At 33.1% G+C, this 25,871-nt stretch carries 20 protein-coding genes; 17 read left to right on the plus strand and 3 right to left on the minus strand.

Annotation, left to right across the window (positions count from 1 at the left end; translation table 11 throughout):
• Positions 1–228: 228 nt before the first annotated feature.
• The 12 genes from thrC to DFR78_RS10040 all read left to right on the plus strand — a co-directional run bounded on the left by thrC (position 229) and on the right by DFR78_RS10040 (position 13,560).
• A complete protein-coding gene (gene thrC, locus DFR78_RS09985) occupies positions 229–1,722 on the plus strand; it encodes a threonine synthase (protein WP_114458702.1) in 1,494 nt (497 codons plus the stop codon).
• Positions 1,723–1,958: 236 nt separating this feature from the next.
• Entirely contained in the window at positions 1,959–2,507 is a 549-nt protein-coding gene (locus tag DFR78_RS09990; RefSeq protein ID WP_114458703.1) for a hypothetical protein, read from the plus strand.
• Between the two features lie 160 nt (positions 2,508–2,667).
• A complete protein-coding gene (locus DFR78_RS09995; protein ID WP_233487041.1) occupies positions 2,668–3,159 on the plus strand; it encodes a phosphatidylglycerophosphatase A in 492 nt (163 codons plus the stop codon).
• A 1-nt stretch (position 3,160) separates the two neighbouring features.
• The gene (locus DFR78_RS10000; RefSeq protein ID WP_147267769.1) at positions 3,161–5,650 is read left to right on the plus strand and encodes a hypothetical protein; all 2,490 of its coding nucleotides are present in this window, start codon (positions 3,161–3,163) and stop codon (positions 5,648–5,650) included.
• A gap of 248 nt (positions 5,651–5,898) precedes the next feature.
• Positions 5,899–6,651, plus strand: a complete 753-nt coding sequence (locus tag DFR78_RS10005; RefSeq protein ID WP_114458705.1) for a hypothetical protein — start codon at positions 5,899–5,901, stop codon at positions 6,649–6,651.
• A 281-nt stretch (positions 6,652–6,932) separates the two neighbouring features.
• Complete coding sequence (locus tag DFR78_RS10010) at positions 6,933–8,174, plus strand: sensor domain-containing diguanylate cyclase (RefSeq protein WP_114458706.1); 1,242 nt, start codon at positions 6,933–6,935, stop codon at positions 8,172–8,174.
• Positions 8,175–8,308: 134 nt separating this feature from the next.
• Positions 8,309–9,121: an arsenite methyltransferase gene (arsM, locus tag DFR78_RS10015; RefSeq protein WP_114458707.1), complete on the plus strand. Its 813-nt coding sequence runs from the start codon at positions 8,309–8,311 to the stop codon at positions 9,119–9,121.
• Positions 9,122–9,313: 192 nt separating this feature from the next.
• Entirely contained in the window at positions 9,314–9,652 is a 339-nt protein-coding gene (locus DFR78_RS10020; protein ID WP_114458708.1) for a helix-turn-helix transcriptional regulator, read from the plus strand.
• A gap of 64 nt (positions 9,653–9,716) precedes the next feature.
• Positions 9,717–9,908, plus strand: coding sequence for a YwbE family protein (locus tag DFR78_RS10025; protein ID WP_114458709.1), 192 nt, complete (start codon positions 9,717–9,719; stop codon positions 9,906–9,908).
• A 627-nt stretch (positions 9,909–10,535) separates the two neighbouring features.
• Positions 10,536–11,006, plus strand: coding sequence for an HAD family hydrolase (locus DFR78_RS10030; RefSeq protein WP_114458710.1), 471 nt, complete (start codon positions 10,536–10,538; stop codon positions 11,004–11,006).
• Positions 11,007–11,397: 391 nt separating this feature from the next.
• Positions 11,398–12,480 carry a diguanylate cyclase gene (locus tag DFR78_RS10035; protein WP_158531761.1) on the plus strand — a complete coding sequence of 361 codons (1,083 nt, stop codon included), beginning with the start codon at positions 11,398–11,400 and terminating at the stop codon, positions 12,478–12,480.
• Positions 12,481–12,672: 192 nt separating this feature from the next.
• The gene (locus tag DFR78_RS10040) at positions 12,673–13,560 is read left to right on the plus strand and encodes a fructose bisphosphate aldolase (RefSeq protein WP_114458712.1); all 888 of its coding nucleotides are present in this window, start codon (positions 12,673–12,675) and stop codon (positions 13,558–13,560) included.
• Between the two features lie 140 nt (positions 13,561–13,700).
• On the opposite strand, the gene DFR78_RS10045 is transcribed toward DFR78_RS10040, so the two are convergent.
• On the minus strand, positions 13,701–14,078 hold the full coding sequence (locus DFR78_RS10045) for a CoA-binding protein (protein ID WP_114458713.1): 378 nt from the start codon (positions 14,076–14,078) through the stop codon (positions 13,701–13,703).
• A 189-nt stretch (positions 14,079–14,267) separates the two neighbouring features.
• The gene (locus tag DFR78_RS10050; protein WP_114458714.1) at positions 14,268–14,462 is read right to left on the minus strand and encodes a DUF6485 family protein; all 195 of its coding nucleotides are present in this window, start codon (positions 14,460–14,462) and stop codon (positions 14,268–14,270) included.
• A gap of 347 nt (positions 14,463–14,809) precedes the next feature.
• Between DFR78_RS10050 and DFR78_RS10055 the strand changes: the two genes are divergently transcribed.
• A complete protein-coding gene (locus tag DFR78_RS10055; protein WP_114458715.1) occupies positions 14,810–15,403 on the plus strand; it encodes a DNA-3-methyladenine glycosylase in 594 nt (197 codons plus the stop codon).
• 461 nt (positions 15,404–15,864) lie between these two features.
• On the opposite strand, the gene DFR78_RS10060 is transcribed toward DFR78_RS10055, so the two are convergent.
• Entirely contained in the window at positions 15,865–17,142 is a 1,278-nt protein-coding gene (locus DFR78_RS10060; protein WP_114458716.1) for a YihY family inner membrane protein, read from the minus strand.
• Positions 17,143–17,659: 517 nt separating this feature from the next.
• On the opposite strand from DFR78_RS10060, the gene DFR78_RS10065 reads away from it, so the two are divergent.
• The 4 genes from DFR78_RS10065 to DFR78_RS10080 all read left to right on the plus strand — a co-directional run bounded on the left by DFR78_RS10065 (position 17,660) and on the right by DFR78_RS10080 (position 25,498).
• On the plus strand, positions 17,660–21,103 hold the full coding sequence (locus DFR78_RS10065) for a pyruvate carboxylase (protein ID WP_114458717.1): 3,444 nt from the start codon (positions 17,660–17,662) through the stop codon (positions 21,101–21,103).
• A gap of 187 nt (positions 21,104–21,290) precedes the next feature.
• Complete coding sequence (locus tag DFR78_RS10070) at positions 21,291–22,460, plus strand: TraB/GumN family protein (RefSeq protein ID WP_114458718.1); 1,170 nt, start codon at positions 21,291–21,293, stop codon at positions 22,458–22,460.
• A 12-nt stretch (positions 22,461–22,472) separates the two neighbouring features.
• Positions 22,473–23,048, plus strand: coding sequence for a TetR/AcrR family transcriptional regulator (locus DFR78_RS10075; protein WP_114458719.1), 576 nt, complete (start codon positions 22,473–22,475; stop codon positions 23,046–23,048).
• 698 nt (positions 23,049–23,746) lie between these two features.
• Positions 23,747–25,498, plus strand: coding sequence for a flavocytochrome c (locus DFR78_RS10080; protein WP_114458720.1), 1,752 nt, complete (start codon positions 23,747–23,749; stop codon positions 25,496–25,498).
• Positions 25,499–25,871 lie beyond the last annotated feature (373 nt).

Below are 25,871 nucleotides of genomic sequence, written 5' to 3' on the forward strand. Positions count from 1 at the left end.
AATACAAAAGGCAAGTTAGAGGATATACTGTTGGGCTAACAGGATTTTAAGCCTGTGGAGATGGTGGGTTACCACTTCTAAGAAGCAGGAATCCTCGTGGGCTTGCCCCGAGGAGGGTCAATTTTCCATAATTATACTTAATAGAAATTAAAAATTTAAAGCAATATTAAAGATCTCAAATATTAAAGAAAGTTAAAAATAATTAAAAAATTAGTGGAGGTAAAGAGTGTGAAATATATAAGTACCAGAGGAAACTATAGAAAAGTAAATTCAGCAGAAGCAGTAAGCCTGGGGATGGTGCCAGAAGGAGGACTTTTTGTTCCGGAAAAGATACCGGAAATGAAGCTGGAGCATATTCTGGCAAAAAAAGAGGCTGATTATCAGGAGCTCGCCCGGTGGATTTTTAATATATTTTTGACCGATTTTAGTGAAGATGAGATCAGAGGGGCAGTTGAGGCAGCATATAAAGAGGAAAGTTTTCCACCTGCTGCTAAAACTCCCCTTGTTAAATTAAACAAAAACACCTTTATTTTAGAACTCTGGCATGGTCCAACAGCAGCTTTTAAGGACATGGCTCTGCAGATTCTGCCCCACCTTCTTATTCGCTCAGTAAAAAAATTGGGTATAGAGAAAGAAATAGTCATTCTGGTGGCAACATCTGGAGATACAGGTAAAGCTGCACTGGAGGGTTTTAAAGATGTAGAGGGAGTTAAAATTATTGTTTTTTATCCAGAAGATGGGGTCAGCCGGGTCCAGGAGGACCAGATGAAAACAACCGGAGGTCAGAATACGGAAGTAGTTTCTTTAGCAGGTAATTTTGATGACTGTCAGACAGCAGTTAAAAATGTTTTTGCAGATCAAGAATTTAAAAAGAGGATGGAGGAAAATAATTATCAGTTCTCTTCAGCTAATTCAATTAACTGGGGCAGGCTTCTGCCGCAGATAGTTTATTATTTTAAAGCTTATTTTGATCTGTTAAGTAAAGAAGAGATTGAATCGGGAGAAAAAATAAATATTTCTGTACCAACAGGTAATTTCGGCAATATACTGGCAGCATATTATGCCTATCGAATGGGTCTGCCGGTAAATAAATTCATCTGTGCTTCAAATGATAATAAGGTGCTGACAGATTTTTTTGAAACAGGAGTTTACGACATCGAGCGTGAATTCAAAAAAACTATCAGTCCATCAATGGATATTTTAATTTCTTCAAATCTGGAGCGTTTTCTTTTCGAAATAACCGACCACAGCAGTGATAAGATTAACATGTGGTATCAGGATCTCAAAGAAAAAAATAAATTTGAGGTTGATGAACAAACTCTGACCAAAATTAAAAAAATGTTTGTCGGTCAGTATGCTGTTGAAGAAGAAGCTAAAAAAGAAATTCATAATGTATTTCAGAAGTTTAATTATCTAATTGACCCTCATACAGCAGTAGGTGTAAATTCTCTTGTTAAATACCGCAGTCTGAGCGGAGACCAGAGAGCAGCTGTTGTTGATTCTACTGCCAGTCCCTATAAGTTCAGCCGGGCTGTGCTGGAATCACTAAAAGGAGAAGAAGCTGCTGCTGATGAATACCGAGTAATCGAAGAGCTGGAAGAATTAACTTCAGCTGAAGTTCACCGCGGTCTAAAAGGTCTTGAAGGAATGGAGGCCAGACATAATCAGAGCTGTGAGAAAGAAGAAGTAAAAGAGAAAATAGCAGATATCTTAAATATTTAAATTTGCAGAAGAGAAATTTAATATTATCTGCTCTGAAGATGCAGTCTATATTATGGGATTTGATGAATTTTTAAAAAACACAATAATTCAGCAGTCGCTGAGAAGATAGCGGCCAGTACTATAACTGAATTAATATTGGAAAAAGATAAAAAAGTTCAATAAAACAAGGAAAATTCTGTTTTATAAATAAATATATATAAATAAGTTTTTTAATTTAATAATAAGGGGTGTTATTAGTGGTAAATAATACTGTTGGGAAACCAGAAAGAAAAGATGCTGGCAAGTCTGTTATCAAATTATTTACAAAGTCTGCTGTCCTATTAATTGTTTTATTAATTTTGTTTTTTACCACTTCATTTGCTGTGGATTATAATTTTTTTGGTATTCAGATTTACGATTTTAATTCAGCAGTAAATGCAATATATAATGTTAAGAGTAATGGTAGTGGTGGAGTTACTTACGACTTTGATACAAACTTGGGCAATAATTCTATTTACTGTTTCAGCAGAGTTGATAATAATAAAATAACTTTCAATATTACTAATAAATCCAGCAGTACAGTTGAATTATTATATTTTACCGATTATTTTGAGCTGCTCACTTACAGCAATCAGGTGTATAAAATGGAACCATCTGAAATTATGGAATATCCAGACAAACTGCATCCAGGCAAAACTTTAAGCGTTAGTTTTTCCAATCCTGTCTCAAGTGTTTCAGAAGTTAAATATCTTGCTGCTAACATTGGGCAGGGTAAATTAATGATGTTTATGAAGAGAATAGAGTAATTTAGTTTTCAGTTTTTAACAAATATCATAGTTTGAGACGAGCCGGGTATTTTCCCGGCTCTTTTTAATATAATTCAAGGAAATGAGAAGTTAATCAAGAAATATAATTATTAGCTGATTAAAAAATTTATCAAAAAAATAATTAATTAGGGGTGTTGTGATGAAAGATTCAATGAAAAAATTATATAAAAAATCTATTGAGGTTTTAAATAACAGGGGAGTAACTACCGAAGATATAGCAGAACTGGTGATGAAACTGCAGGCAACATATAATCCAGATATCAACTTAGAAGTCTGCTGTAAAAATGTTGATGCAGTTTTAAAAAAGAGAGAGGTTGCCCATGCAGTTCTGACCGGAGTGGCACTTGATGAACTGGCAGAGAAAAGACAGCTGCCTGAGCCGATTCAGAGTATAATTGATACAGATGAAGGGCTTTATGGAATTGATGAAATTCTGCCTTTATCAATTGTAAATCTGTACGGGACAATAGGCCTGACAAGCTATGGGTTTTTGGATAAAGAAAAGATGGGTATAATTAAGGAACTGGATACTAAAAAGAAAGGTAAGGTCAATACTTTTTTAGATGATCTTGTTGCAGGAATAGCTTCTGCAGCCGCAAGCCGTTATGCCCATGGAGAGGGTAATGATTAGTATGGTTAAAAAAACAACAGCTATCCTGTTTATATTAATATTCCTTTTTTCTGCAGTATCTGCTGCTGAAGAACAGAATATGCAGAAACTGCTGCAGATAGAAAAAGAAGTACAGACTGCAGAAGAAAACCATGATATAGCTAAAATAAATAAACTTAAAGAAGAAGCAGCAGGCTATGTTAATAATATTAAAACTGCGGAAAAGTACAAAAAAATTTTCCCGGATTTACCCAACCATGACAGTGATCTCAATGGAGTGGTGGAAAAATTAGCAGAAACACTGAATAGAAAAGAACTATTTACTATAATGGAAATATTTCCGGATGTTCACAGTATAAGTGATGTTCACAGGAGTATACTGGATCAGAGCAAAAGTTTAAAAGAAATACATGAGTTGATTGATAAACTTCCACAAAATAATTATGTGTTTCATTCGATAAAATCCAGAGCAGTTAAATTTGTAGATGATATAGAAAGTGCAGAATATTTTAAAGAAATATTTCCAGAACTGGACAGCTATGATAAAGAAGTGCGGGAAATTTATAGAAAACTAAAAACCAGGCTAACAAGAGAAGAGTTAATAAAATTCAACCAGATATTTGATAGTCAGAAGTTCAATAGTATTGACAATTTGATACTGGAGAAAAGTCAGAACATAAGTGATGTACTGGATACTGTAGAAAGATATCCGGATCTTAAAACATATTATCCCAGTAAAATAGAAAAAATGGCATATAAATTTGTTGAAGATAGAAATACAGCTCAGCTATTTTTGGATAATTTTTCAGACAGTGACACAAGATATATTGAAGGAGCCGAAAAATATCTTGATGAAGATTATATGAGAGAAGATGAGGCAGATACCAGTGGAAAAACGGATCAGCAGGAAACATCACAAACACAGAATAAATCAGTGGAAGGTTCCGGATCTGCAGATACAAATGATAATACATATAAAACAGGTAAAAAGGATGAACAGAGAATAGATGCAGATAAAAGTTCAGCAAATAATATTTCAGCAGAAAATAAAACAGACGATTATAATAAACTACTTAAGGTTGAAGAAAAAATAAATGCTGGTAAAACAGAAGAAAGTTCTGCCATGAGAGACAGTATCAATTATGTGAACAGTATAAAGTCAGCTAAAAAATTTAAAGATATATTTTATTCTTCACTTAACAACCGCACTGCTTTTGATATAATAAACAACTTAAAAAGTAATTTAAGTCGAGAAGATGTTTATCAGCTGACATTGATTTTTTCTGAATTTCCGGCAGTTCGAGATGCAATATATTCCTATATCGATAAATCCAGAAATCTGGATGAAGTTATAGATGCATCAAAGCAGTTTACAGATCACAAATATCAATCAAAAAGCCAGAAAAAAGGCCTGGAATTTGTCAGTGATCTTTCCACTGCATATAAGTATAAAAAACATTTTTTTGAACATGTGGAAATAGGAAATACTGCTGCAAACAGCAAAATATATGATTTTGTAATAGCCCATCTAAATGATGCAGAAAATATAGATGAAGCTGTAGAAATATCAGGAAAGTTTGATGATATATACAGCCGAGCCAGTATGGAAAAAGCAGCCTCTGATCTGGTAGTTTCTAAGGAAAGTCTGCGCAAATTTGTCAGCTATTATCCGGCAGAAAATGTCTGGATGGAGAGTATATTGAAACAATTATCAGACTCAGAACTGCTGGAGACAGCCAGGAATTTTGAGAAAAAAGATATTGAAGATAAAGCACGCAGTATATATTTCAATCAGAGCGAAACCTATCAGGAGTTTAAAAATGTTATCAATTATTTTCCTGAATATAAAGCTGAAGCCGTAGATATAGTTTTAAACTCAATAGATAATGTTGATGAGGCTGTTGAAATAAAAAACTTTATTCCGGAATTAACAGATCATATTAAAAAAATAGCTTTTGATAAAGTAGATAATCTTTATTCTGCTGAAGTCTTTAAAAACAACTTTGATGCTGACGATAAAAAATCTGCAGTAGTTAAAAAATTAATAAGAAGACTTAATAAAAACGATCTGGCTGAATTAATTGATTTATACGGTATTTCTAAAAATGAGGATAAAATCTATTATTTAAATCAGAACTACCGAAGGACAAAACAGGAATATAATAAAATATCAGCAGAAAATCCGCAGTTTCAGCTGCAGGGAAAAATAGAAGATAGAACAAGAAATGAGCTGTATATATGGGGTAAGGCTATTCCATTAAATGCACCACCTAATGTATATGGAACTCTGCTGGATGACAGCAATATTTATGTTGTTGATTATGATAAAAATAATATAAATGCTAATTTTTATGCAGCCCAGGGAAAATATCTGCTGAAAAAAACTACCGGGAAAGGTAATTTGGGGCAGAATGTACCTGTCTGGATTTATGGTGATATGCCGGAAGAATTAAAAAATATAGAAAATGAACTGATGAAAATTAATGTTGAAATAAATAACCTGGAATTATAGTAAGAAAAATGGCCGCAGAAACAGATTACAGCCTTATATCCCCAGATTAAAGCCAGAGCTATAATAATCATCACTTCAAAAAACAGTGCAATCTGTATCGGTGCATTCCAGAATAGAACAGATAGTATTATCAATACTGCCATTGTAATAACCGGAATTACAGCCTGTTTAAAACTCAACTGTCAAACTTTTATTAAGGTAATTCTGTGTTATAATTAAAAGAGTCAAGATAGAGAGGAGGTAGTAATTTGGATGCTGCAACCATAACAATTATATTTATTGTTCTTTCAGCTATGCTGGCAGTTGTTTTAAGAAAGATAAAAAAAGATAAATGTCTTAAAGATTTTAGAGATGATATGATAACCATAGAATTATTAAACGGTCAGCAGTACAGAGGAGAATTGAAGCTGAAAAGTTCCGGTCTGCAGTTTAATTATCCGGAGTTAATTAAAGGTGAACATAATTTGAAATTTTTAAGTTTTTTACTTTATAAAAATGAATACCCTGACATTCAAGCAGTAGTAAGATATCATAAAGATTTAACTGAAGAGGGAAAAATACAGAGAAAAGAAGATTTTCAGAGGACTTTTCAGCCTTCACGCTGGCGGAAGTTGAGGCGTTCTATTTTGAATTTATTGAAAATTATTAAAGATGCTGTTATTGAAATAATTAACATGTTGACAAGTAATTTATCCAAAACAACTCCGGTTGGAGCGGCTATCAGTACTAACAACAATCAGGTTAATAAAATGAAAAATGAAGTCTATAATTTGGTTGAAACTTCCTATGAGCCACTGCTTGAAGATTATATAGGAGAAAGGGTAATTTTAGAATTAAAAAGAGAAAATGAATGGGTTAAATATAATGGAGTTTTGAAGGATTATACGGCAGAATTTATTGAATTAATCGATGTTGATTATGCACCTGAATCAAAAGGAAAAATTGATGCTGATTTAATTGTTTTGAGAAAATATGGTATAGTTCGAAACTTGAGTAAATAAAATTGGATTATTCTGTATTGAATACAGACCGGGGATTGAAATACTTGATAAATATCTTTATCCCATTCTGGCTGGTATAGAAATAAGTAAAATAATTTTTTAAAAGATATATCTGTGACATAATGCTGTCCTACCCCCATGTTATAATAGATTACATAAATTGTGGAAAATTAAAGAAAATATGTCTTAAATATATAAGCTATTTGCAGGGAATACATGATATATCCTGAATATGATAAAATATGCTGTAAATATAAATTAATTAAAAAGGGGCTGTCAGAATGCTGGAAAGATTCAGTCTGAAAAATATTCTGGAAAATATGACGATGGGGGTAATTCTGGTTGACAGTGATAGAAATTTAATCTACATGAACCAGCTGGTCACAGAAATAACCGGATATGAAATTGAAGATGTTAATACACTGGAAAAAGGATTTCAAATTATATTTCCTGATCCAGATAAAAGGAAGGAAATTAAAAATATATTTAATGTAAAGTTGAAAGATCGGGGTCATTATAATGCTGTTTTTCCAATTAAAACCAAGTATGGGAAAATTAAATATTTGGAATTTAGAATAAATCTGATGGAAGACGATTACCTTTTGATAAATTTGGTTAATGTAAGTGAAAGAATAGCTCAGGCCAAAGAGCTTAAAGAAACAAAAGAAAGGCTGGAAATGGCTGTTGAAGCAGCTGATATAGGTATCTGGGACTGGAATATTAAAACAGGTAAGTTTCAGTATAATGAACATGGTGCAGAAATGCTGGGTTTTGAAAAAAATGAGCTGGATGGTGAGTTTTCAACCTGGAAAAACCTTATTTATGAAGAAGATAAGGAATTAATTGAGCAAAAATTAGCAGAATATTTTAATGGTGAAACTGACACATTTATCAGTGAACACCGAATTAAAACAAAATCTGGAGATATTATCTGGATCAGAAATATTGGCAGGATAGTAGAAGTAGATCAGGACGGCAGCCCACTTCGTGCTATTGGTGTACATATAAATATAGATGAATATAAAAAGCGAGAAAAGGAAATTGAATTTCTGTCTTTTCATGATGAACTGACAGGATTATACAACCGACGCTATCTGGAAAACGAGATTGAACGGCTGAGTGAATCCAGGAAATATCCAGTCAGTATTATTGTAGGAGATCTTGACAAACTTAAGAAGGTAAATGATACTTTTGGTCATAAAGCCGGAGATGAATATATTGTAAATTCAGCCCGCATATTGGAGAGTGTAGTAAGGAATGAAGATATTGTAGCCAGAACAGGTGGAGACGAATTTGTTATTTTGCTGCCAGAGACAGATAGATCAACTGCTATAAAAGTCTGTGAAAGGATAAGAAGGAGATTTACAGATTATAATGCCCATGCACCAGAAAATTTTTCCAAAGAATTTTCCATTTCTCTCGGCAGCTGTACGGCAGAAAGCAGTGAAGAAGATTTAGGCATCTGCTATAATATAGCCGATCAGAGGATGTATGTCAATAAGGAAAAAAATGATAGAGGTTAAAATCTGCTAATAAACCCTGTGTAGAAATATGTACCGGGTACAAAAAGGGGTATTTTGTACCCGGTACATATATATAATCGTCTATTTACGATTTACGATAATTATGTTATAATACTTTTCAGGAGGGATAAATCATGCAAAAAAATGAAGCAGAGATTAAAAATAATGTTAAAAAAAATTATACTCGGATTGTTAAAGAGGATAGCGGCTGCTGTTGCAGTTCTTCCTGCTGTGGTGGTCAGCAGAAAGAAGAATCAGAGGTTAAAGATTTGGCGGAGAAAATGGATTACACAGATGAGGAGATTAATTCAATATTTGTAGAAGCAAATTATGGTCTGGGATGTGGAAATCCTGGAGCAATTGCAGATTTAAAAAAAGGTGAGACAGTGCTTGATTTAGGTTGTGGAGCTGGATTTGATGTTTTTTTGGCTGCCAGAAAAGTTGGTGGAGAAGGTAAAGTAATTGGTATTGATATGACAGAGGCTATGATTGAAAAAGCAGAATCAAATGCTGCTGAAAACAATATTGAAAATGTAGAATTTATTCTGGGTGAAATTGAAAATTTACCTATAGAAAACAGCAGTGTAGATGTTATTATTTCAAACTGTGTAATAAATCTGTCACCTAACAAGGAAAAAGTATTCTCTGAAGCAAAAAGAGTTTTAAAACCTGGAGGCAGACTTGCAATTTCTGATATATTGAAAGAAAAAGAATTTCCAGAAGAGATTAAATCAAATCTGGATAATTACAGCAGCTGTGTGACAGGTAGTATTGAAAAAGAAAAATTGATTTCTATTTTGGAAAAATTGGAATTTAAAAATATTGAAATTAAACGCAAAAATCACAGTGATGAAATTGTAGGAGACTGGGTTTCTGGTATAAATATTAATAATTATATCTATTCCGCCTATATTAGAGCCGAAAATAAATTAAACAGTAAGAGTTAAAGTCTGATGAGCAATTTTGCAAACGGCCATTATAGGAAGAGGGATTTTATTATTATACAGTATTTTGTTCATAACCTTTTAAAAAATATAGTTTAGTGTATTCTTAATTACTGATTTTAAATGAGAAAGCCCTACTTTTGTTAAAAAAGAGGAGAAAATGTTAATGTAATCTAAAATCCTGGAGTGAGTATTATGAAAGATGATGTTAAGAGAGAAGATATAATAGAGGAAGTGGATAAAAATATAAATTTAGATAAACTGGCTGAACTGGGAAGAGGTTTAAGTCATCCTCATCGATTGAGGATAATTGGAATTTTGGCAGAACTGCCTTCGGATAATCAGTGTATGGTCAGCAGTATAGTTGATCAGCTTCCTATTGCTCAGTCTACTGTTTCTCAGCATCTTAAAATTTTAAAAGAAACCGGATGGATAGAAGGAAGAATTGACGGACCCAGAGTATGTTATTGTATCAATGAAGATGTATTTTCTGAATACAAATCAGAGCTGGAACTTCTTTTCAGAAGGGAATGATTGGACTTAATTAAAAAACAATAATTTAAAATGAGTTAAAAATATTTATCTTAAGGGTGAAATTATGGATGGAAATAAGAGATCTAATATCAAAAAAGGTTTAAAAGTTAAAGTTGTGCAGAAAAAAGATCAGAGAAGCGGCAGACTGACAGAAGGTGTGGTTAAAAGGATTCTTACCAATTCTTCAACACATCCACATGGAATTAAGGTTATGCTGGAAAATGGAAAAGTTGGTAGAGTCAAAGAAATAGAATAATATATTGTAATTTATTTCACTTGTACCGGGTACGAAAAGCTTTTTTCGTACCCGGTACACACATAACACATATAAAAAAAGCAAGGTTCTGACGAATCTTCTTCGATTTCCTGTCTGCAGTTTGCGTTTTTACTCTTCTTATTCTTTCTTTTTGTTTTTGATTTAGTCCTCCATTACTGTTCTTAATTTCCGCAAAGATAATCGATAAAGAAGCTATTCCTTATAAATTTCTTTTTGGTTACCTTGGACAGCAACTTCTTTGGAATGATGCTTAAATGCTAAATCTCCAACAAAATTACTTAAATAAGAATTTTAAAATACTACTTTTCAGACATTCAATCTTAGGACTTCCTCAGAACCTTGTATGTACATTATAGGTCTATAATATATTATTTGCAATGCCGAAAAAACGCCAAATTAAGTCAATAATCTTAATTATAAAAAATCAGCTCACCAATACGCTTAAAATCATTAAATTTCAGAAAATAAAAATTATTTTAACATTCGGGAAATAATATTTAAAAAACAGTATACTTTTTTTGTACTACAGCAGAAATTACCTTAAAATAAAAACAGAGCGTAAAATTAAAAATAGTTTAACAGCTATTACAAAATGGAGGAGAGACGATGCTTACACTTGAAATACCAAAATTTAAAGATCTGGAAGTTGACACAATAGTTTTTGATTTAAACGGTACTATTGCCTGTGATGGTCATCTTATTACAGGAGTTAGAGCCGAAATTAATAAGCTTGCAGAAGATTTTAAAATCTATGTACTGACTGCTGACACTTTTGGAACTGCCGAAAATCTGCTGGCAGACTTAAATGCGGAACTGGAAGTTATAGACTCCGACAGTGGAAGTGAATACAAATATAATTTTGTGAAAAAGCTTGGCAGCAGCCGGGTTATTGCTGTGGGAAATGGAAACAATGATGCAAAAATGCTGAAAGAAGCAGAGGTGGGTATAGCTGTTATCGGACCAGAAGGAGCTGCTTTTAGTGCTCTGCAGAATGCAGATCTGACTGCAAAAGATATAATTGATGTACTGGATATTATTTCAAAACCGCGCCGACTTAAAGCATCACTGCGCAAATAATACTTATAGTATATATGAGGTAATTTTCCTGATAATTTTTAAAAAACTCCCACCAGAACTTTATTTTAAGTTGCTGGAGAGGCGGTTATAAAAAGTCGGGAAAATTTAGTTACAATATATAATTTAATCTTATATAAGATATTTATTTTGAGATTTATTATACTCCCCTGCATTGGGCTGTTTAAATGTTTTAAAATTTATTTAATAAGCAGAAACAGAGGGGGTATTTTATTTTTTTTGCATGAAATTTAGAAAATAAGTCAATATATGTTATAATAATTTCGTGATGGATAGAATTGTACGGCAGAAACCCGTAAATATTTTGAAAATAAGAATAGTAATGATTATAATAATAAATGAGCAGAAGTATAGAGCAGATAGGAGCAGTTATATGAAATTATTTTCTAAACTTAATACCTCTGACAGCAAAGTTTTTTTGGGGATACTTGTCACAATCAGTATTTTTATATTACTTACCAATACCTTAATAATATTAAATCTTGTGGAGATCAGTGCAGAAGAGGTTAATTTGATCAATATTGCCGGCAGACAGCGGATGCTGTCACAAAAGATGGCAAAAGATGTACTATTATATGTGGATGGAAAAATTAAATTTTCTAAAATTGAAGAGACTATTTCTGAGTTTGAAAAAAATCTGGCTGATATTAAAATAGGAAATAAGCACAGGAATATACCTTTTTTGGAAAATGACAAAATATATGCCCAGCATATTATAATTTCCAGTGAATGGAGCAATTTTAAGAAAAATCTACTTGTACTTAAAGAAGAACCTGTTAATTATCCTGCCTTTGAATATATTGTTCATAATAATGAAATTTTACTTAAAAAAATAGACAGACTGGTAGATTATTATGAAGAAGATGCTGTACATTATGGAATCTTAAAATATCAATTAATGATACTTGTTTTTGGTACGATAATTATACTTGTTACCTGGTTTATGGTCAGGCGAATCATTTATAAATCTGGAATAGATCAGCTGACTAAAATTTTTAATCGTCGGCGAGGAGCACAGCATCTTAGAAGCCTTATTCAGATCAGCTTGGAGAAAAATAAGGATCTGTCACTTATAATTTTTGATATTGATGATTTTAAAAGGATAAATGATACATATGGCCACAATGTTGGAGATGAAGTTTTGAAGGAAATTGTGGAGGTTGTCAAATATTCGATTAGAGATAAAGATATACTGGTCCGCTGGGGAGGGGAAGAATTTCTGATTTTAACTCCTGATATAGATATAGAGACAGCTGTTTCTGTTGCTGAAAGAGTAAGAGAGGCAATCGATGCTCACCAATTTGCGGAAGCAGGACATATAACCTGCAGTTTTGGTGTATCACAGCTTAAAAAAGATGAAGAAGATGAAAACCTGGCTGAATTGATAAAAAGGGCTGATGATGCACTGTATTATGCAAAGAGAAATTCTAAAAATATGGTCAGCAGCAGGAAATAGGAAATATAATTAACCAAAGTAGATAAATATGCATCAGAGCTGTAAAGGTAAACCTTAAGACAAAGATTTAAAAAATGATTTGCAAATAAATAAAAAAAATTTGAAAGGATGGAGGTTTTACTGTTTTTTTGAGGAAGTTTTAAATGTGAGTATAATTGTTTAATTCAATACTTAAATGTGGGGTGTATTAAGATGAATCAAAAGCAGTTTGAATTGATGAGAGATGGTAAAGGTTTTATTGCAGCTTTAGATCAGAGTGGAGGTAGTTCGCCCAAAGCACTGGCAGATTACGGAATTCCAGAAGATCAGTATGATAGTGAAGAAAAGATGTTTGATCTAATTCACGAAATGCGGGCCAGAATTATAAGCAGTTCTTCTTTTAAATCTGATAAGATCCTGGGAGCTATACTGTTTAAGCAGACCATGGAGCGTGATGTAGAAGGGATAAAAACTGCTGATTATCTCTGGGACAAAAAGGGTATTATTCCATTTTTGAAGGTTGATCAGGGTAAAGAAAAGCTCGAAGATGATGTAATGCTGATGAAGCCGATGACAGAGCTTGATGATCTGCTTGAAAGAGCAAAAAAGTATAATATATTTGGAACTAAAATGCGCTCTGTTATCAAAAGAGCCAATCCGGTAGGAATTAAGAAAATAGCTGAACAGCAGTTTGAATACGGCAAAAAAATTATAGATGCTGGTTTTGTTCCGATTCTGGAGCCTGAGGTAGATATTCACAGTAAAGATAAAGAGAAATCGGAAGAAATATTGAAGAAAGAAATTTTAAAATATTTGGATCAGCTGTCTGATGACGAATTTATAATGCTCAAACTTTCAATACCGGATAAGAAAGATTTTTATCGTGATCTGATAGAACATCCAAATGTGCTCAGAGTTGTGGCACTGTCAGGGGGATACAGCCAGAAAGAGGCGGTAGAAAAACTGGCAGAAAACCACGGACTGATTGCAAGCTTTTCCAGAGCACTGCTGCAGAAGCTGCATGTTGATCAGACTGAAGAAGAATTTAATGCAGAATTAGAAGATGCGGTAGAGAAGATATATCAGGCTTCAATAACTTAAGAATATAAAGATTATATAGTACAGGGATTATATAGATTCAACTGTTTATAAAGTATACAGATTGAGCTGTAAAAAGAGTAATGAATTGTTAAAAGGCCCGGTTTATTATCGGGCCTTTAGCTTGTTATGCAGATTAATTTTTAACTTAAAATGGCATATATACAGTCTTCAACCAGATTTATATCGTTTTCAGCTGCATATTCTCTAATTTCGTCACTTCTGGCTCCAGGCTGAAGCCATACATATTTTATATTATTATCTTTGACATTTTCCATAATTTTAATACCTATTTTTGGATTGACCACCATATCTACCACATCTATATTTTCGTTTATCGAATCCAGATCTGGATAGCATTTTATACCATCTATTTCTTCATGATTGGGATTAACAGGATAGACATTGTAATTATGTTTTTGAAGTTCTTTAACTATCATATATCCAAAGCAATTTTTTTTATCTGTTGCCCCGACAACTGCCCAGTTTTTCATCTCCAGTGTTTCCTGTTTTAGACTCATTGTTTCACTCCTTTTGTTATTTTTATATTAATTATCTGCAAATTAATTATTTTTAATAATTTTCCTGTAAATAGTTTTCCTGCAAAAAGTATTAAATATTGATTTTTGACTCATATAATTCCTATCATGACAGTCTTCACAGATTTCTTAAATTGTTATGATATTAAAGATTGATTTTTTGCTGTGCAGTTATGGACGAATTTTTATAAAGTGTTCAATACTGCGGTCATATGTTTTTTCAGCATCTTCCGGGAAATAGCAGGCCGGCAGTTCTTCTCTTTGACGGTGATAATGAACACATTCACAGCAGAGTCCTTTGCGGGAACAGGGATAACTGCAGTTACATATATCCTGATTTCTGTCAAAATTTTTGCATTCAGCCATTATAACCCCTCCTGTTATTTATTTCTCATTATTATTTTATCTAAGTTTAATTAATTTGTCTAATTTAATTTTAAAAAAGAGTTTAACTTAAATTGTATAATCCTTTTTAAAATTACGACGAAATTTCTTTTTTGTAACTCTAAAAATGAGTTGGGAAAAACTCTTTTAATCTAAAAAATAGTCTCTATATATGATATGATAGCATATAAGTGGGAAAATAAAAACAAAAGGTTGTTAATGAGAGGATTATGATTTATTAGAAAAATTATTTAGAAAAAATATTAATCATAAAAAATTAATCAAAAGAGGAAAAGATGGTATTTAATAATTTGCTGGGGGTAATCTTGATGAAGAGGTTAAAACACAACTTTTATCAAAATGATGCTGTTGCAGCAGCCGAAAAGCTTGTAGGAAAACTAATTGTTAGAGAAATAAATGATAAAAAAATAATTGTGAGAATTGTAGAGACAGAGGCTTATGCTGGCCCGGATGATAAGGCATCACATGCATATAACAACAGGAAAACTGAAAGAACAGAAGTGATGTTTAAAAATGGTGGACATGTTTATGTTTTTTTAATTTACGGTATACATCACTGTTTAAATATAGTGACAGGTAAGAGGGGTATTCCTTCTGCAGTATTAATCAGGGCTGTGGAACCAGTGCTGGGTATTGATTTGATTCGAGAAAACAGAGGTGTAAAAAGTAATAAAGAAGAAGATCTGACAAATGGACCGGGAAAGCTGGCCCAGGCTTTAAAAATTGATTTAAGTTTTAACGGATATAATCTTATAACTGGCAGCAAACTGTATATACTTGATAATGAAAGCAATAATTTAAAAATTAAATCATCGGAAAGAATAAATATCGATTATGCAGAAGAATATAAAAATAAAAAATGGCGGTTCTACCTTGCTGACAGCAAATTTTTATCAAAGTAAAACATGGGCAGAACAACATAAAAGCAGAGGAGCAGAAACAACAGCTAAATAATTAAAATAGAGATACTGAGCTTTAATAGAATTATTAATTATATAAAAATATAAGAGAAATAATAGAGAAATAATGCATAAAATACTTTTTTACTAAGAATAACTCTAACTGGAATAGACTTTCCCCATTTTTTATATACTGCTGCAAAAAGGGGAGATGCAGGAATATTGAAATTTTTAGTCAATGAATCTTAACGAAATGAAGGAAGAAATAGGGTTGAACTGCAGGATGGAGTGAGCTAATCATGAGTCAGGAGGACTCATTGATTAGTGTGCCCTATTTCACACCCGAATTGAGTTTTAGATAAATCTAAAAATTTCGTTGATGACTAAAGCCCCCTTTTTGCAGCTTGAAAATAAATTTTGGGGAAACTCCTTTAACTGGATATTTGACAAATGAACTGTTATATTTAGAGAATACTTTTTAGTTCGACTTTTTTGAGAGTTTCTTCGACACCATTTTTGTAAATTTGATATATTTTTTTCATTTCTGGTTCTAAAAATATATTTTCTATATTAATATCATAACTGATATATCTTGAGCTGTTAAGCTTATAGAGATTAATCTTATCTATCGGGCCAGAAAGAAAATATCGATCATCCTTTGATTTTACAATATAACCAGTTTTCTGCAGCATTTCTAAGTTTTCTTCTATTATTTCCGGAGAAAAATTTATTTTCTGCATAAATTCCCTCAAGCTCACTCCTACACCTTCTCTGTTATTTTTATAAAAGTTTTTGCTGAGAGTAATAATAATTGCTGCTGGTATAAGGACCTGAAAATCTTCTTTTAAATTTCTATTTTGAGTTAAATAATTGAGATTGGAGCGGTACTGAAAAACATTAGATATTACGGCACCAGTGAGTATTATAAGCCAGACAAGATAAAGCCAGACAAGAAAAAATGGTATCACAGATAAAGATCCATAAATCTGGCGCTGATAACTGTATGCTGTAAAATATTTTGTATATATTTCGTAAAGATTTTTGCTTAGGATAAATAGAATACCACTTACTGTACCTGCAAAAACTGCTGAAGATGCCTCGACCTCTGTGTTTGGTATAATATAGTAGGCGAATATAAAAATGAGGAAGTTTGAACTAAACATTATAAAATTAAAAACCATACTGTTATCTGCTTCCGAATCATTTAACCAAAAGCCTAGATATTTTTCGGAAAAAATAAGGCTGATGCTGAGCAGAAGAGTGAGAATAAAAGTTCCTAGTGTAATAAATGTCCAGAAAGAAATAAATCTCTTAAAAATATCTCTATGCTCTTTGACCATCCAGATTTGATTAAAAGTTATCTCTACTCTGGCCAGCATAAATACAATTAAAAGTATAAGCGAAAAAAAACTTACTGCACCAAGCTGTTCTACATCAGCACTATATATATATTTTTCTAAATAATCAATAACTGACTCACCGGTTCCTGCAGCAAGATTCTCCAGAATAATATTCTGTATTTGTGATGATATTTTATCTATTCTTCCGAAAAAATCAAATAAAGTAAATATGTAAAAAAGAAAAATAAAAAATGGCACGATCGAAAGCAGGGTAATATAGACCATTCCCATTGCTTTTATTAGAATATCATTTTCTTTTAATTTTTGATATACTCTGATTATAAACAATTTCCAGTTTATAGTTAAAATTTCCGAAAAGAAATCCACAATATTTGTAAACATATTAAACCTCCATTAATTTTGTAGAACAGATTATTGTTGATTTACCTATATTTTACACCAAAAATGACTAATATTAAAGGAAGTACAAGTAATAACAGAGGAAATTTAAAAGCGAATATAATTAACTTTAAAACTTCTTTCATGTAAATTTTTGCACCTTTTTTAAAATTGTGCTATAGTAAAATTAATATTTTTAAAATAATAATATTTTTTTATAATTAATTTTTTGTTTTCATATCCAATTTTATTAGTTTATAGAAGTTATACACTAGAAAAACCCTGACAGGCTTGCCCGGATTTATGCCTTTTGAGAGAACGTAAGACCTGACTTAATCTACCATTTGGTATGCTTTGAGTAGGCATTTCTCTATGAGTAAGGAATCCACGTGGGCTTGCCCCATGGAGCATCAAAAGTGAATTATTAATTAAATATATTTTTAAACTTTATAGTTAAGAAACTTTGTAATTAAGAATGCTTTTTTCAGTAATTAATTAAAAACAGGAGGGAGTATTGAGAATGCTGCATAAATTTAGAAAGGTACTTGTTGCAAATAGGGGAGAAATAGCCATCAGAGTTATTAGAGCCTGTAAGGAACTCGGCATCAGGACTGTTGCTGTGTATTCTGAAGAAGATAAAAAAGCACTTTTTAGGACAAAGGCAGACGAATCCTATCTTATTGGAAGAAACAGAGGTCCCATTGATGCCTACCTTAATATCAAAGAAATTATTGATCTGGCTGTAAAAAAAGATGTTGATGCAGTTCATCCAGGCTATGGTTTTCTGGCAGAAAACCCAGAATTTGTAAGAAAATGTCATGAAGCCGGCATAACTTTTATCGGTCCGGATGCTGAAACTATGAAAAAATTGGGAGATAAGATCAAATCAAAGCTGCTGGCAAAAGAGCTTGGTATACCGGTTATTTCCGGCCTAGAAAAATCGATTAAATCTGAAGAGGAAGTAAAAGAATTTGCAGAAAAGGTGAAATATCCAATTATGCTTAAAGCTGCCGCAGGTGGTGGTGGAAGAGGAATGCGAATTGTGAATTCTGATTCCGAATTAATTGATTCTTTTAAATCTGCCAGTCAGGAGGCAAAAAAGGCTTTTGGATCTGAAGAAATTTTTGTAGAAAAATATCTGGAAAATCCCAAACATATAGAAGTACAAATTTTGGCAGATAATTATGGGAATATTGTTCACCTGTATGAACGGGACTGCTCAATTCAGAGGCGGCATCAGAAAATTATTGAATATACTCCGGCCTTTTCTATCAGTCAGGAAAAAAGAGAAGAAATATATAAAGATGCAGTAAAACTGTGTCAGGCCGCTGGATATAAAAATGCAGGTACAGTTGAATTTTTAGTTGATAAAGATAACAACCACTATTTTATAGAAGTAAATCCTAGAATCCAGGTAGAACATACAGTAAGTGAAATGGTTACAGGTATAGATATAGTTCAGTCACAGATTTTAATTGCTCAGGGATATAAGCTCAGCTCTAAGGAGGTTAATATAAAATCACAGGCAGATATAGAAAGGAGGGGTTATTCTATTCAGTGTCGGGTGACGACTGAAGATCCTACCAATAATTTTATTCCTGACTCAGGCCGGCTGGAACACTATAGAACAGGTTCAGGTTTTGGAATCCGCCTTGATGGAGGAAATGGTTATACTGGGGCGGTAATTAACCCCTATTATGACAGCCTGCTTGTTAAAACTATTTCCTGGTCCAGAACATTTGAAGATGCTGTAAGAAAAGCGATAAGATCTGTAGAGGAAATGAAGGTTAAGGGAGTAAAAACAAATGTATCTTTTTTGATAAATGTACTCAATCATCAGGACTTTATAAATGGAAAATGTGATACAGGGTTTATAGAAAATAATCCTGAACTACTTGATATTAATCCAAGTTCAAACAGAGAATATAAGATACTGAAATATCTGGGAGGAAAGATAGTAAATGAAACAAAGGGACACAAACCTAATTTTGATGTACCACATATACCATCTGTAGAAAAGCCAAATAAATTAGAGGGAAGCAGGCAGATACTGCTTGAGTCTGGCCCGGATGGGCTGGTAAAGTGGATTAAAGGTAGTGGCAGACTTCTCCTTACAGATACAACATATAGGGATGCGCATCAGTCTCTAATTGCAACTAGAATGAGAACCATTGATATGGAAAAAATAGCAGAAGCAACCTCAGTACTGGCATCAGATTTATTTTCACTTGAGATGTGGGGTGGAGCAACTTTTGATGTAGCATACAGATTTTTAAAAGAATCCCCCTGGGAAAGGATTGCCAGGCTTAGGGATAAAATACCAAATATACTTTTTCAGATGCTGCTGAGGGGTTCCAATGGGGTTGGCTATAAAAACTATCCAGATAATGTAATAAGAGAACTTGTTAGAGAATCAGCTGCTGCCGGGATCGATGTTTTCCGGATATTTGATTCCTTAAATTGGCTGCCTGGTATGGAAATTGCGGTAGATGAGGTAATTAAAAATGGAAAAATAGCAGAAGTATCTCTCTGCTATACAGGAGATATTCTGGACAAAAACAGAAAAAAATTTAATCTGGACTATTATCTGGATCTGGCCCAAAAAATTGAAGATATGGGTGCACATATACTTGCTGTTAAAGATATGTCAGGACTGCTAAAACCCTATGCTGCATATGAACTAATAAAAGCGCTTAAATCTGAAATATCAATTCCGATACATCTGCACACACATGATACATCCGGTAATGGAACTGCAGCAATACTGATGGCAGCAGAGGCAGGAGTTGATATTGTAGACACTGCATTTAATACTATGGCAGGTCTAACAAGTCAGCCTCCTTTAAACTCAATAGTTGCAGCACTGGAAAATACCGAGAGGGATCCTGAACTTAATAATGATGATATACAGAAGATATCAGATTACTGGGGCAGTGTGAGGCCTGTCTATGAACAGTTTGAATCAGATTTAAAATCAGGAACAGCAGAGATTTACAAATATGAAATACCTGGAGGACAGTATTCAAATTTAAAACCACAGGTAGAAAGCGTCGGTCTGGGTCACAAGTTTAAAGAAGTTAAAGAAATGTTCAGAAAAGTTAACTTTATGCTGGGAGATATACCCAAGGTAACACCTTCTTCCAAAGTGGTGGGAGATCTTGCCATATTTATGGTAAAAAATGATCTTACACCGGAAAATATCTATCAAAAAGCTGCAGATATGGCCTTTCCTGATTCAGTATATGCATACTTTAAAGGCATGCTGGGCCAGCCTCCCGGAGGTTTCCCCGAAAAACTGCAGAAGCTTGTTTTGAAAGGTGAAGAACCTATAACAGTCAGGCCGGGAACGCTGCTGGGTGAATTTGATTTTAAAAAAGCAGAAAAAGAGCTGAAGACTGATTATAACAGAGATTTTGACAGAAAAGATTTGATTAGCTGTGCACTTTACCCAAAGGTTTATCGTGATTATCTAGATTATCTTGATGATTATGGTGATTTGAGCCATATGGGTAGTGATGTATATTTTCATGCACTTGCTGAAGGGGAAAGCAGTGAAATAAAGATTGAAGAAGGTAAAACACTTATTGTTAAACTGCTGGAGATCGGCAAAGTTGATGATGAGGGATACCGCAGGCTGGATTTTGAGGTAAATGGATTTAGAAGAGAAATAAAAGTGCTGGATAGAGCAATTTCATCCCAGAATAAAACAGAAAAAAGAAAAATGGCAGATCCTGATGACAGAATGCAGATTGGCGCAAGCCTTCCCGGTAGTGTTGTAGAAATACTGGTAGAAGAAGGCCAGAAGGTTAAAAAAAATCAGAGCCTTGCCGTGATGGAAGCAATGAAAATGGAGACAAATATAAAAGCTCCGGTGGATGCAAGAGTTAAGCGTATTCATACTGAAGCAGGAGAAGAACTTGAATCAGGTGAACTTATTATAGAACTTGAAAGTTCTGCTGAATAATAAGGAGGATTTCTCGCCATTCTGTCAAGATTTATATACTAAAAATTTCAATATTCCTGCATCTCCTATTTTGTAGCATAATCAAAAATGGAACAACTATTTTATAATAATTTGGAGAAAAAATACACTAATGATATAATAAATACTATCAGATAAAAGAAGTATTATTATAGAAGGGGCTGTTGTAATGAACGATCAGAATATAGTTAGGCTGGAATATGAAGGGAAAGAAATTATATTAATACCTACAGCACATATTTCTAAAAAAAGCGCCGAACAGGTAAAAGAAGTAATAGATGCTGAACAACCTGATAGTGTTTGTGTCGAACTTGACAAACAGCGCTATAACTCCATTAAGGATGAAAACCGCTGGAATGAGATGGATATATTTCAGGTGATTAAGGAGAAAAAATCCCTCCTGCTTTTGGTTAATTTAATAATCAGTTCTTTTCAGAGCCGTATGGCAGAAAAGATGGGGATCAATGCCGGTCAGGAGATGATGCAGGGTATAAAGTCAGCTGAAGAGATTGGAGCTGAACTGGTACTGGCCGATAGAAATATACAGATTACATTTAAGAGAGTATGGCGGGGACTGGGTTTTATAGAAAAGCTCAAGCTGATAATGCAGATAGTTTCTATGATCTTTTTTGATGAAGAAATAACAGAAAAAGAGATGGAGGAGATGAAATCCAGTGATTCGCTAAATATACTGCTTGAGGAGATGGCGTCCTCCTTTCCGGGAATAAAGCATTATCTGCTTGATGAGAGAGATCAGTATCTGGCAAATAAAATAAAAAATGCTCCCGGTGATAAAATTGTGGCTGTTTTAGGGGCTGCACATGTTCCGGGTATACAAAAAGAAATTTATAAAGAACAGGATCTTGATAGGCTGAACAAACTGCCTCCAAAAAAAAATTGGGGAAAAATATTTTCCTGGGGTATACCTCTGCTTATTGGATTTATTATAATCTCTACATTTATTAATAATTTCAGGACCGGGATTGAAGTAACCAAAGCCTGGTTTATCTGGAATGGATCCCTATCCGCTCTTGGTGTGCTGCTGGGGAGAGGTCATATTTTGACTGTATTAACTGCTTTTTTAGTTGCCCCCTTAAGCTCTCTTAATCCAACACTGGCTGCCGGCTGGTTTGCAGGAATTGTTGAGGCATATGTTAGGAAACCTAAGGTGCGTGATTTTCAGGAATTGTCTAAAGGAATAAGTGTTAAAGAAATTTGGGCCAATAAAGTTACAAAAGTTCTGCTTATTGTTGTACTTGCCAACCTGGGCAGTGTAATTGGAACATATATCGGAGGAGCAAGTGTAATAAAAACTTTTTTGGAAAGCTTGAATTTATAAAGGATGATTTAAATGTCAACCAGCAGAGATCTGCAGGCTAAGTTAACAAAAGAAAAAATTTATAAAAATGCTATCAAATTGATTAGAAACAAAGGTTTTGAAAATATATCTGTAAGTGAAATTTGTGATAAATCCGATGTTTCTGTAGGGACTTTTTATTATTATTATAAGACAAAACAGAATATTTTATTCGAAATTTACAAAAAAGCCGATAATTATTTTGAAAATACAGTTTGCGAAAATCTTAAATCAGATAATTATCTTGAAAAGGTGAAGGAATACCTTTTTTATTATATTAAATTTGTCGAAGATGACGGTATTGATATGATAAAACATCTCTATATACCTGACAATAAGCTTTTTGTTAAAGAGGGTAGGGCTATGCAGACAATTTTGGAAGAAATTATAGCAGAAGGACAGCAGAAAAAACAAATATCTGACAGAATGAGTCCTAAAGAAGCTGTCAGATTTTCCTTTGTAGTAATGAGAGGTGTAGTTTTTGACTGGGCACTTAATGACGGCAGCTATAATATTGTGGAATATGCAGAGCCGTTTATAGACAGTGTCTATGATTATCTTTCTGTATAGTTTCTCTGTAAAGTCTTTCCTGAAAGAATTTCTATATATTCTTGCTTGATTTTTGGGAAATTTATCTGAATATTAATTTTTATAGAAAGTAGGATTGGATATATTTTAAACCAAAAAGCAGATGTATTATAAAATTTCATTAGATATATATGGGAAGAGAAGATAAGATTAATAAATATATTTAAACGGCTAAAATACAGTTAAATAATTTTTTGATCTCTAATTAAGAAGCTCTTCGTTTGAACAGAATAACTGCAGAATCTGCTTTATTTAAATGAAGAGTTTTTTGACAGTAGCAGCACATTGTGATATACTGAATATGTTCAATGAATTAATTCAATAACATTAATTTGGAGGTGATCTGCAGAGGTAAAGCAGTGTTGATTTCCGATTTGATTGATAAATAAGGAAGTTTTCGAGTGTTTTTTTATTAGCAAATAAGGCAGTATATTTTTTGTTTATCTTAGTTATATTTTTCACATCTTATAATTTTGTTTAACAAAAGGATTAAAAACTTGATTTATAGGGCAAAAAGGTTAAAAAGATTAAAAATCAGAATTATTAAACTAATTAAAATATCAATCTTATTTAACAGAATAATTAAAAAACGATTTTATTAAGCAGATAAACTAAAGACTAAAATGATTAAAAGCGGTTAAGTTGATCTGATATTTTTAACAGGAAGGAAAAGTAAAATAATGAAAAAATTATCTATTATTTTAATTTCATTAATGCTTGTTTTATCTCTGGCAGGTACTTCTGTTTTTGCAGCAGAGCTAAGCATGGAACCGGGCACTTACAGCGGCAGTGGTGAAGGTATGAATGGTACAATAGAGGTTAGTGTTACTGTTAGTGAAAATGAAATTACTGATATTGAAGTAGTTTTAGAGAATGAAACTGATGGTCTGACAGATGCTGTGTTTGAAAAAATTCCACAGAACATTGTAGCATATCAATCATTAGCTGTAGATGGGGTTTCTGGTGCAACATTTGCCAGTGAAGGTCTGATGGCTGCAGTTGTAATGCAACTGGAAAAAGCAGGTGCAGATATTGATTTTCTAAAAAATAAGGAAATAGAAAAAGAAGCTGCTAAAAAAACAGAAGATAGATCTACTGAGGTGGTTGTTATCGGTGGTGGAAATGCAGGTCTAGCTGCTGCAGTATCCGCGAGTAACAATGGTGCAGAGGTAATTCTGCTAGAAAAAATGCCGATGCTTGGTGGTAATTCAATTAGATCCGGAGGAGCATATAATGCTGTAGATCCAAAAAGACAGAAAAAGCAGGGTATAGAAGATTCTGTGCCGAGACATTTTTACCATACATATACTGGTGGAGATAAAAAAGGTAAGATTAAATTGATTTATACATTAGTTAACAATTCATATAATGGATTAAGGTGGCTGGAAAGTATGGGCATGAAATTTAAAGATGAGGTATTTACTGTGCTTGGTGCACTCTGGCCCAGAAGTCATGCTCCCATTGCACCAGTTGGAACGGGTTATATAAATACTTTGAAAGCTCAGGCAGAGAAAAACGGAGTGGAAATTTTACTTAATACAAAAGCAGAAAAACTTATTAAAGAAGAAGGAAGAGTAGTTGGAGTTAAAGCCAGTACTGAAGACGGTAGTTTTGAACTCAAAGCAAGTAAAGGTGTTGTTCTGGCAGCAGGTGGATTTGCCGCAAATGTAGAAATGAGAAAAAAATATAATCCGGGACTTGACGAAAATACTATGACAACAAATCATCCAGGAGCTACAGGTGATGGAATCATTATGGCCGAAGAAATCGGTGCTGATTTAGTGGGGATGGAATATATCCAGAGTTTGCCGTTAGGTGATCCAGAAACAGGTTCACTTACAGGATGGGCAGGTATGAGTGTTGAAAACTACATTTTTGTTAACAAAGAAGGTAAAAGATTTGTAAGTGAAGCTGAAAGAAGAGATGTAATGACAAATGCACTTATCAATCAAACTGACAGTTTTATGTATGTAGTGTGTGATGCTCACTCCATGCCGGCTGGTTCAAAGAATTCATTTAATGAATCAATTGAAGAACTTGTAGAAAAGGGTAAAACTCTTAAAGCCATGACAATTGAAGGTCTGGCAGAAAAGATGAATGTAGATCCTGATATTTTTGTTGAAACAATCAAGAAGTATAACAAAGCTGTGGAAACTGGAAAAGATGAGTTTGGCAAAACACTGTTTGATAAAAAATTAAACAAAGCACCATTTTATGCAAGCCCAAGAGTACCAACAGCACACCACACAATGGGTGGAGTAAAAATTAATTCTGATACACAGGTAATAGATACAGAAGGAAATATTATTCCTGGTTTATTTGCAGCTGGTGAGGTAACAGGTGGAATACATGGAACAAATAGACTGGGTGGTAATGCACTACCGGATACAATAGTTTTTGGTAGAATTGCTGGAGAAGTGGTTTCTAAGTAAAAAATGATAGCCAAAATTAGAATGTATAACGGCAGAATGAAGTGGAGATAGTAAATGAGCTTTTTAAATATCAAAGCAGAGATATTATTTACTAAAATATTAAAATCTGCTGGGAAAATCTTATACAGATCTCCAGCTGTACGAATATCAAAATAAAATATAGTTACCGAAAGCTGATCATCAATTTAATGGTGGTCAGCTTTTTTGCATAAAAAATTTAGATATATTAAAAAGAAATAATTTAAAAATTTCTAAAAGTAAGTTATTTAGTACTTTTCTATCTGGACTTTCCCCATTTTTTATATACTGCTGCAAAAAGGGGAGATGCAGGAATATTGAAATTTTTAGTCAATGAATCTTAACGAAATGAAGG

Source organism: Halanaerobium sp. MA284_MarDTE_T2 (assembly GCF_003337245.1).
In the GTDB taxonomy this organism is placed as follows: domain Bacteria; phylum Bacillota; class Halanaerobiia; order Halanaerobiales; family Halanaerobiaceae; genus QPJE01.